Here is an 8,663-nt window from a genome sequence, read left to right on the forward strand (position 1 = left end):
ACCACACGCGCAAGGCCTCTATTTCTTCGGCGCAGACCGAATGCGCCATGGGGTAGGTATGCCACTCCAGGTTGCACCCGTGCCCCCGTGCGAAATCACGGCCTTGAGTGGCCAACTGGATTGGCAACACGTCGTCTGCGGTGCCGTGCGCCGCGAAAATCGGCGTGTCGAGATTGGCCTCGCTAAAGGACACATCGATGAGGCTTGTCGACGGCACATAACCCGACAATACGATCAACCCTGCCAGCTTCCCGGGATGCGTCAACCCAGCCGTATAGGTCATCGCGCCGCCTTGTGAAAAGCCAGCGAGGAATATCTTCGATGTCGGAATGCCGCGATCGTTCTCGCGCACGATCAATGCGCGAATCCGGTCGCACGATGCCTTGAGACCCGCCTCATCCACGCGACGATTGATGCCTTCGAACGACAAAATGTCGTACCACGCACGCATCCGGTAGCCGTTGTTGGCCGTGATCGGCATTTCCGGGGCGTTGGGGAAAACGAAGCGCACGGCGGGCAGATCGCCGAGGCGCAGTTCCGGGACAAGCGACACGAAGTCATTGGCATCGGCGCCCAGGCCGTGCATCAGGATGACGGCAAATTCGGGGTTCGGTGCGGTTTCCACGTCGATCGTGGTCAGCAAGGCGGTCATGTAGTCTGGCTCCGGTTTTCAGATGATGGGGACGAATATGAGAATGATACCGAGGCGGGATGCCCGCCAAGCTCAAGCTCCTCCTGCTTGACGAGTTCAAACCCTTTTTGCTCGTCCAGATAATCCCACCTTCCGACATTCACTCGACGCGCTCGCGCATCCATTTCGTTGCTACAGCGACTGCGAATCACGTTCACAGAGTTCGCCACGCCATGCCGTACGCGCGTGGATAGCGCCGTGCCCGCCTGCACCGCCCACGCACGCGCGGTTAATCCCGCCGACTCTGCATGCAAGGGCACCACATAAGGCCTATGCAAATGGCCACCCAATACCAAGTCCACTCCGGCCGGCAACCATCGCGACACAGCACGCTCGCGCCCATGCAACAAATCCCTGAGTTCGCCCGCATGCCATGGGGCAATCGGCTGGTGCGTGACGACCACACGTAGCTGTTGCGCTGTCGCACGCTCGAGTCGCCGCGCCACACGCTCGATCTGCTGCGGCGATACCTCGCCGTCCTTGTGCCGATACGCACGCGTCGTGTTGAGCCCGATCGCGAGCAGCCCGGCCGATTCGAACACCGGTTCGAGATCATCGCCGAATACCCGGCGAAAGCCCGCATAAGGCCGAGTCGCACGGCCGAATACGTTGAACAGCGGGATATCGTGGTTGCCCGGGATCGTCAAGAACGGCGTTGCGCCAAACTGGGCAGAGAAGGCGCGCGCCGCGTCGAACTGATGACGACGCGCCCGCTGCGTGAGATCGCCCGACATGACAACAAGGTCGGGGCGAACACGATCGACAAGACGCAATAACGCGTCCACGACAGATTGTCGTTCGGTGCCGAAATGGAGGTCGGAAAGGTGTAGCAGAACTGTCATGAGCAATGCGCGATGGGCGGCTTCGCACTGTAGCAGCATTGACCCGCTACGACCTCTCGCGCTGCCCACGCGTCGCACCCGCCGAGGCCGTTGAGCAACACGCGCTGGCGTGTTGCTTCGGCCGTCGGTACTTACATGGTCTCGCCCCGTATGTACCCTTCGAGGTGTTGAATCGTCAGCTTCTGCTCGGAAATAATGTTTGCAACCAGATCGCCGATGGAAATCATGCCCACCAGCGCCTCGCCATCCAGGACCGGCAAGTGCCGCATGCGATGATCGGTCATCAGCGCCATGCACTCGTCGGTGGTCTGGTCCGGACGCACGAAACGCACTTGCGACGACATGATGTCGCGCACGGGCGTAAGCCGCGAGACACGGTCCATCAGCACCACTTTGCGCGCGTAATCGCGCTCGGTCATGATCCCGACGATCGCTTCGCCATTGGTCACGACCAGGGCGCCAATCACCTTTTCCGCCATCATCGCGATAGCGTCGTACACCGACGCATTCTGGTCGATCGTGAAGACGGGGTGATTCGGTTTTGACTTAAGGACTTGTGCGACTGTTGCCATCGAGCGCCTCCGTTGAACCGCGCGACGCCCGCCGGCTGGCAGGCGTTCGACATAACCGGCCCGCGGTTTTCCGTGCAGCGTCTCAACCCTCGTTCGACACGCTGCGAACCGTTCGGGACACCGCCTTACGTGCGGCGCCTTACGTCCGGATTACCCAGGCCATTCGAAAAGTATAGAGCAGACGCCCAGCGTGTGAACGCTCGGAAGCACTACTTTTAAAATGTCCGAGGGTCTATCCCGATGTGCTTCACCTCAAGTCCCCGCACTTCTGAAACACCCTGTCCAACCGTGTTCAAGCGATGCACGGCCCCAAGCGAAAGCGCTTCAGTTTTTCCCCGCCGGGCCGCTAAACATACACGGGCTATGAGAAGCGCGGCACATTCGACCAGGAGATTTCACTTTGAGCAGCTCACAACACGATATCGAACAGCGCGTACGACTCGCGGGCAATAACATGTTCGAGCTGCTTCTATTTCGCCTGGGCGAAGCGCCGGATTCGGAGCAGCGCGAGCTATATGGCATCAACGTGTTCAAGGTGCGTGAAATCCTCGCGATGCCGACCATTACCGAAGTGGCCGGTGCGAGCGAAGCCATTCTCGGTGTAGCCGATATTCGCGGCCAGATCATTCCGGTGATCGACCTGGCGAAAGTGACGGGCTGTAGGTCCAGGAACGGCCCGAAAATCCTCCTCGTCACTGAATTCGCGCGTACGACGCAGGGTTTCGCGGTCGAGGAAGTCGACGATATCGTGCGGCTCGAGTGGAATCAGGTGTTGTCGGCGGAAGCGCATTCAAGCGGCGGGACGGTGACGAGTTTCGCCCGCCTCGACGGCAACGTGGACGGCAGCCGGCTCGCGCAGGTACTCGATGTCGAGCAGATCCTGCGCGACGTGCTGCCTGCGAAGGAAGTTGAAATCAACGAGGCGAACACGGGACGCGTGCACATGAAACCGGGTAGCAAAGTGCTTGCCGCCGATGATTCCGGTGTCGCGCGCAGCCTGATCGAGCAAAGCCTGAACGCGATGGGCGTCTCGTTCATCATGACGAAAAGCGGTCAGGAAGCCTGGAACGTGCTGGAATCCGCGCAACGCAAGGCGGAATCGGAAGGCCGTAACCTGATCGATGACATCGCACTCGTCCTGACCGACCTCGAAATGCCTGAAATGGACGGCTTCACGCTGACCCGCCGCATCAAGGCCACCGCCGGCATGCAAGCGATCCCCGTGATCATTCATTCGTCGCTATCGGGCTCGGCGAACGAAGAACACGTGCGTAAAGTAGGCGCGAATGCGTATGTATCGAAGTTCGTCGCTTCCGAATTGGCAACCGTCATGCGCGACGCACTGCAAAAGACCGGCACCTGAGCGTCGGGCGTTTGCCCTTGGCGGTTGAAATACAAAAGGCCGGTGAACTGTCGTTCACCGGGCCTTGTGCTTACTGCGTGCCTGGCGCGGTCACGCCAACATGACAACTGCTGGCCGTGCGCGTAGAAGCCTGACTGCGATTGGTGTTGCTGGCAGATTACTGGCCAAAGAACACGGCTTGCGCCTTGTTGTCGCCACGGTTGCTCACACCCGATTGACCCAACGTCGCCTTGCTGCCACCGTAAGCGGTCACGTCGTTGCTGCGCGCATTGTCAGCAGCGATGGTCTGCGCGCTCTGGCCTTGTTGCGAAGCCGGCGCACCAACCTGCGGGCGATACGACGGTGCCGGACCGTAGCCGCTAGCGAATGCGGGGACAGCGGCCAAAGCGGAAACGGCAACAACCAGCGAGGCGAGAAGATTCTTGTTCATGGTGAGCTCCGATATATACGTTGAACTGTTTGACAAGGCGTTGCAGCGGTCTTGCTAGGTGTTGCTGCTTCGTCGATGAAATGCAGTGTATACCCGTACTATCGAAATTTTATCTCCATAAACTTCAATACACTTTTCGCGATTCACCAACAATCGATTGATTAGACAACTGCACATTCGCTGAAACGGGTGCGGCGAAAGGCCGCGGCGTGTTTTCGGCTGGCGCGTAGAGATTTAAGGGACAAATCGGCGATTCTGCGACCGGTAACTCCAGCCCTCGCCAAGCGCTCGCCCTCAACCAATGCGCCCTTAATGAACCTGAACCATTTTACTGATCAGATCAACCAGGACGTTCGGCGTATTGCCTTTCTGACAATAGCCATCGAATCCGGCCTGGAGGCCTTTCGAGCGCACGTAATCTTCCCCTAGCGCAGTGAACGCGATAATGCCCGCATTGCGCGTGGAGGAAATTCGGCGAAGGACGCGCGCAGTGGCGAAACCGTCGTGTTCCGGCATGCTGATGTCGAGAACCACGATGTGCGGCACCCAACCATTGATGGCCTGCAAGGCGTCTACGCCGCTCAGTACAAAGCGTGCGTCGCAGCCGTCTGCGATTAACGCAGCGGCAAGACCTTCGGCGCTCGCCGCGTTGTCATCGACGACCAGGATTCGCCAACGTTCAGCGTGGGCGTCGACGTTCCGATCCGTCCACAACACGCAGTTGGGAATGAGAGAGACTGAATACATAACCACTCAGGAAAAATGCGCGTGCTGCGGACGCAGCATTTTTCGCGCCACCTCATTCGCCGCGGTCAACAGCAGATGAATGGCTTTTAGCGGCAAGCAGCGCCAATCCGTGCCCTGTAAAGCTCGGGGCCGGTTGGGGGCCACTGGGGCCCGTTTGGCACCGCACAAAAGCCGCCGTCGGGACAGGTCCCCGCAGCGTCGCCCTAGCGTCCTTCAGGCCTTTGGTTTGGCTTTTTTACCGGTAGTTTCGTCGGTTGAGCGTAACCTTGCGTTCGCCGAAACCAGTGTGTTGGCATCCGCCTGGTGTAACGCGTGCTCCAGCGCTTCAAGCACTTCCCGTAGCGACCGCTTTTGGGCCTTGCTCAATACCTCGGGACCGTGTTCGGCCACCAGCTTGGCTTCTTTGTCGAGCCGCTTGAGCAACTTGGTGCCCAGACGGCTGTCGATGGCCTGCTCGCCCAGCAACTCGACGACGCTCCTTGCAAGCCGCATCAGCCCGTCAGCGGTGGTTTGCGTGGGTTCGTCCTGCTCGCCGCGATCATCCATGTGTGTTCCCCGAAAAGCAATGTGGGCCGGGCTTCGCCCGACGGCCTTCTTGCAACGCGCGATGTTACGCCTTTTGGATGACAGCGATAAGTTCGTTTCGCAGCGATGTTTCATCGCGCGGCGTGTGCCTGACAAGCGACCCGCTTCGGCGCCGATCACAACCCCCGCCGCCCCACCCTTCGAACGACCAATCGATTCGTCAGAAACCAAATTCGCTTAGACCGGGATGATCGTCGGGACGCCGGCCGAGCGGCCAGTGAAACTTTCGATCTGACTCCTTGATCGGTAGATCGTTGATGCAGGCGTGCCGATGCGTCATCAAGCCCGCCTCGTTGAACTCCCAGTTTTCATTGCCGAAACTGCGAAACCAGTTCTTCGAGTCGTCATGCCATTCATACGCAAAGCGCACGGCAATGCGAGCACCGGTAAACGCCCATAACTCCTTGATCAACCGGTAGTCCAGCTCTCGTGCCCATTTGCGCGCAAGAAAAGCCTCGGCGTCGGCCCGTCCCGAGACGAATTCGGCGCGGTTGCGCCAGCGCGTATCCTCGCTATAAGCCAGCGCAACGCGCTTGGGGTCGCGTGAGTTCCAGCCGTCTTCGGCAAGACGAACTTTTTGCGCGGCGGTATCTGCATCGAACGGCGGGAACGGCGGCTTGGTTTCCATGACGCATCCTTATGGTCGGAATGAGGGTGTGACGGTTAGTAGACAGACCTGTCTACTAACGCACTCTAGCCCAGGGAGACAGACCTGTCTACAATCATAAAATGATTAGCGATGCCACGTCACCCGACAACCTTACTCCATCCGAGCGAATTCTTGCCGCAGCGCACGACCTGTTCTATCGCGACGGCATTCGCGCGACCGGCGTTGACCGCGTCATCGCGGAATCGGGCGTCGCGAAGAAGACTTTCTATCGTTACTATCCGGCGAAGAACGACCTGATCGTTGCATTTCTTGAGTTTAGGCATCGCGAATGGATGACCTGGTTCGAGGACGCGCTCGATCGCCATGGCGCGAATGTGGAGGCTTTGGTCCCCGCGCTGGCCGAATGGTTCGGAACCGATGTCTATCGGGGCTGTGCGTTTATCAACGCCGTGGTGGAAGTGGGACCGATCATGCCCGAGGCGGTCGAGATATCGCGCCGGCACAAACTGGATATGACCACGTCCATTCGACGCTTGTTGCCGGCGTCGTCCAAAACGGCGGCAGCAGATTCTCGGGCGCTCGCCATGGCCGTGGATGGCGCCATCATCGGCGCGCAATTCGAGGAATCGCCTGAAATGACGCTGCGCTCGTTCGCACGGGTGGTTCGGGCGATAGGCTTATCCGAGCGATAACCGGAGTGGCGGCTCGCTTGAGCGCATTGAAGCGAGCGCACTAAAAAAACCCGCTGCGCAAAGCGACAGCGGGTTTCGGGTGACCAGTGTCAAACGACGACGCCAACAACGGCGACTTACCGGCCGCTGATCACGATTTGAGCGATCACGCCCGATGATATCGCCACGAGCGCGTAGTCGCCGCTCACGCCAACCCACTGATAACCGCGCGGAGGCTGACGCAAACCGTAGCCGCGATAATCGTCGACCACGTACTGACGGTTCCGGTAATCGCTCGGCAGTCGATCGCCCTTACGCCAGTCGCGCGGACCATTGCCACGCTGAACTTGATCGGCCTGCATGGGCGGCCGCCCGGTGTTGTACTGCGGACCCGGGTTGTGCTGCGGAGCCGAGTTGTGCTGCGGAGCCGGGTTTCCTGCCGGCCTGGCGTAATTTGGGTTTTGCACGCCGCCGCCGTTGCGGCCGACCATGTTGTCTGGGTTGACCGGACGTTGTTGTGGCATGCCGTGGTCGTCCGGGCGACCGGGGCCAGCAGGACCATAAGGGTCGCCAGGGCCGTTTTGGGCGAATGTCGCTGCCGACATCCCGACACCGCAAAACAGCATCGCCGCGGCGATTCGACGTTTGTTCATACCTACCTCGCTAGAAATAAAAATAAACGGCGAAGTATGGCGTACGCGGAACACGCCCCGCTTTGATGCAATTCTTTATTACAGTCCAAGTTTCAGCAATTTCTCTGAAATGTCGCTAAATGTTCTTATCTATAAATTTCGACTAATTCTCGTGTCGCCGGGTTAACCCTTCACTTTAGAAGGTCATTATGACCGCAATACCGCTCTGCGCCGCCCCGAAGCCGCGCGAAAACCCTTTTCGTTCAATGACCTAACCTGATTATTCGCGCTGCCAAGATAGTGAATTCACCTAGATGCTATTTATCGGAGCGCGCTGATTGCGTACCTTCCAGCGTGAACCATGCCAGGAATCACTCCAATGACAGCGCTTGCAAAAAGTGCGGACCCGTGGCTGCAGACGGTCCGCTCACTAAAAACGATCCCGCCCGGTGTCCCCGAGCAGGCCCCGGCACAGAACGCCGCGCAGTCGTTCCTGGAGCAACTCGCTCGCGCGTGGGAACGCGACCATCCGCGCGCTGCATCGCCCGCTTCGAATCGGCCTTTCCCCGAGGCGGTCGTACGCGTGATCGAACGCCCGAGCAGCGCGACGGCAATTGTCTATTGGTCCGATGCCGCAACGTGCCACTACGGCTATCAGGGCTGGCGCGTCACCACGGCGAACACAGATGGCGCATGCGCGCTTACGGGTGCGCAGATTCATCGAGGCGACTCGGTGTATCGGCCGTCGCAGCGAGATCCGAAACCGCAGAACGCGTCCGCGATGATCTTGTCCGCAGCCATGCCTGAAAACGAGACTTGCAACGCCGAACTTCAGGACCAGCACGCCTGAATTGGCCGATGGAGTAAGCCAATCGCGGTAGGCCGTCACATCATGATGTGACGGCTCGTTTTGCCATGCGAAACGCAAAGGGTGCTGGCAGGCATGCTAAAGAATTGCTTGAGGTTCTGACGGGACGCGCCCTGTCTCAGCGGGTCACTGTGGACGTCGCGGAGGCTCGACTTGCGCACGCCCCGGCTGGCGGCTATCAACCGTGCCCGGAACACCCCCTTCGCAAACGTGTGCGATGGGCAACTTCCACGCCAAACATCATTGCTTGCCGCTGATACTCAACGCCGCCTGTCATAAGCTGGAACTACCAAGCCTCACACACGACGCTATTAAACTGTAGTGCCCAACGTTGGTTGCAGAAGGCGCAACCCGGCCGCGGTTAAAGCGGGTCAGCGACAGTTTCGACGCGCCAACGAGCGCTCGCGTCGCAAATCTGTCATAGCAGGCCCGTAGCATGAAAATCTCCCGCCGCTCCATCAATGCAAGGAGTTCATCGTGACGATTCATCAAGCGCAGCGCGTCGTAGCTCGAGACATCATCTGGTCCGGAGATACCGAATATTCCACATCGGGTCGCCGCGATTCACAGGAGGTGCAAGCAGACACGAGCGTTTATGGCGATTCCCTCGATATCCCGTTGGACCACGGCGGCATGATGGACGCCGTGAGGG

Annotated in this window: 11 protein-coding genes; 3 read left to right on the plus strand and 8 right to left on the minus strand. The window is 59.3% G+C overall.

Annotated elements, in window-relative coordinates:
* The 3 genes from WCA53_RS01225 to WCA53_RS01235 form a co-directional block, all read right to left on the minus strand.
* On the minus strand, positions 1 to 652 hold a 652-nt coding region (locus tag WCA53_RS01225; RefSeq protein ID WP_423904543.1), incomplete at its 3' end, for an alpha/beta hydrolase.
* Positions 649 to 1,533 (minus strand): metallophosphoesterase family protein, encoded by an 885-nt coding sequence (locus WCA53_RS01230; RefSeq protein WP_423904545.1) that lies wholly within the window; start codon positions 1,531 to 1,533, stop codon positions 649 to 651. The genes WCA53_RS01230 and WCA53_RS01225, both read right to left, overlap by 4 nt.
* A gap of 131 nt (positions 1,534 to 1,664) precedes the next feature.
* On the minus strand, positions 1,665 to 2,105 hold the full coding sequence (locus tag WCA53_RS01235; protein ID WP_423904547.1) for a CBS domain-containing protein: 441 nt from the start codon (positions 2,103 to 2,105) through the stop codon (positions 1,665 to 1,667).
* 400 nt (positions 2,106 to 2,505) lie between these two features.
* Between WCA53_RS01235 and WCA53_RS01240 the strand changes: the two genes are divergently transcribed.
* Positions 2,506 to 3,468, plus strand: a complete 963-nt coding sequence (locus WCA53_RS01240) for a chemotaxis protein (protein ID WP_423904548.1) — start codon at positions 2,506 to 2,508, stop codon at positions 3,466 to 3,468.
* Positions 3,469 to 3,625: 157 nt separating this feature from the next.
* Here WCA53_RS01240 and WCA53_RS01245 read toward each other — a convergent pair whose 3' ends face one another.
* The 4 genes from WCA53_RS01245 to WCA53_RS01260 all read right to left on the minus strand — a co-directional run bounded on the left by WCA53_RS01245 (position 3,626) and on the right by WCA53_RS01260 (position 5,858).
* Positions 3,626 to 3,898 carry a hypothetical protein gene (locus WCA53_RS01245; RefSeq protein ID WP_423904551.1) on the minus strand — a complete coding sequence of 91 codons (273 nt, stop codon included), beginning with the start codon at positions 3,896 to 3,898 and terminating at the stop codon, positions 3,626 to 3,628.
* Positions 3,899 to 4,207: 309 nt separating this feature from the next.
* Complete coding sequence (locus WCA53_RS01250; protein ID WP_423904555.1) at positions 4,208 to 4,645, minus strand: response regulator; 438 nt, start codon at positions 4,643 to 4,645, stop codon at positions 4,208 to 4,210.
* Positions 4,646 to 4,858: 213 nt separating this feature from the next.
* The gene (locus tag WCA53_RS01255; RefSeq protein ID WP_423904559.1) at positions 4,859 to 5,191 is read right to left on the minus strand and encodes a hypothetical protein; all 333 of its coding nucleotides are present in this window, start codon (positions 5,189 to 5,191) and stop codon (positions 4,859 to 4,861) included.
* A 199-nt stretch (positions 5,192 to 5,390) separates the two neighbouring features.
* Positions 5,391 to 5,858 (minus strand): DUF1348 family protein, encoded by a 468-nt coding sequence (locus tag WCA53_RS01260; protein ID WP_423904562.1) that lies wholly within the window; start codon positions 5,856 to 5,858, stop codon positions 5,391 to 5,393.
* 101 nt (positions 5,859 to 5,959) lie between these two features.
* Between WCA53_RS01260 and WCA53_RS01265 the strand changes: the two genes are divergently transcribed.
* On the plus strand, positions 5,960 to 6,532 hold the full coding sequence (locus tag WCA53_RS01265) for a TetR/AcrR family transcriptional regulator (RefSeq protein WP_423904565.1): 573 nt from the start codon (positions 5,960 to 5,962) through the stop codon (positions 6,530 to 6,532).
* A 116-nt stretch (positions 6,533 to 6,648) separates the two neighbouring features.
* On the opposite strand, the gene WCA53_RS01270 is transcribed toward WCA53_RS01265, so the two are convergent.
* Positions 6,649 to 7,164, minus strand: a complete 516-nt coding sequence (locus tag WCA53_RS01270) for an RcnB family protein (protein ID WP_423904568.1) — start codon at positions 7,162 to 7,164, stop codon at positions 6,649 to 6,651.
* Between the two features lie 358 nt (positions 7,165 to 7,522).
* Here WCA53_RS01270 and WCA53_RS01275 point away from each other — a divergent pair, with 358 nt between their 5' ends.
* A complete protein-coding gene (locus WCA53_RS01275) occupies positions 7,523 to 7,993 on the plus strand; it encodes a DUF3331 domain-containing protein (protein ID WP_423904571.1) in 471 nt (156 codons plus the stop codon).
* The last annotated feature ends 670 nt before the right edge of the window (positions 7,994 to 8,663 follow it).

The organism is Caballeronia sp., from assembly GCF_049581465.1.
Taxonomy (GTDB): domain Bacteria; phylum Pseudomonadota; class Gammaproteobacteria; order Burkholderiales; family Burkholderiaceae; genus Caballeronia.

What these genes read in the sequence shown, in the direction of transcription:
- WCA53_RS01230 (WP_423904545.1), bottom strand. Translation starts at nt 1,533, where the DNA reads ATGACAGTTCTGCTACACCTTTCCGACCTCCATTTCGGCACCGAACGA.
- WCA53_RS01235 (WP_423904547.1), bottom strand. Translation starts at nt 2,105, where the DNA reads ATGGCAACAGTCGCACAAGTCCTTAAGTCAAAACCGAATCACCCCGTC.
- WCA53_RS01275 (WP_423904571.1), top strand. Translation starts at nt 7,523, where the DNA reads ATGACAGCGCTTGCAAAAAGTGCGGACCCGTGGCTGCAGACGGTCCGC.
- WCA53_RS01245 (WP_423904551.1), bottom strand. Translation starts at nt 3,898, where the DNA reads ATGAACAAGAATCTTCTCGCCTCGCTGGTTGTTGCCGTTTCCGCTTTG.
- WCA53_RS01260 (WP_423904562.1), bottom strand. Translation starts at nt 5,858, where the DNA reads ATGGAAACCAAGCCGCCGTTCCCGCCGTTCGATGCAGATACCGCCGCG.
- WCA53_RS01250 (WP_423904555.1), bottom strand. Translation starts at nt 4,645, where the DNA reads ATGTATTCAGTCTCTCTCATTCCCAACTGCGTGTTGTGGACGGATCGG.
- WCA53_RS01270 (WP_423904568.1), bottom strand. Translation starts at nt 7,164, where the DNA reads ATGAACAAACGTCGAATCGCCGCGGCGATGCTGTTTTGCGGTGTCGGG.
- WCA53_RS01265 (WP_423904565.1), top strand. Translation starts at nt 5,960, where the DNA reads ATGATTAGCGATGCCACGTCACCCGACAACCTTACTCCATCCGAGCGA.
- WCA53_RS01255 (WP_423904559.1), bottom strand. Translation starts at nt 5,191, where the DNA reads ATGGATGATCGCGGCGAGCAGGACGAACCCACGCAAACCACCGCTGAC.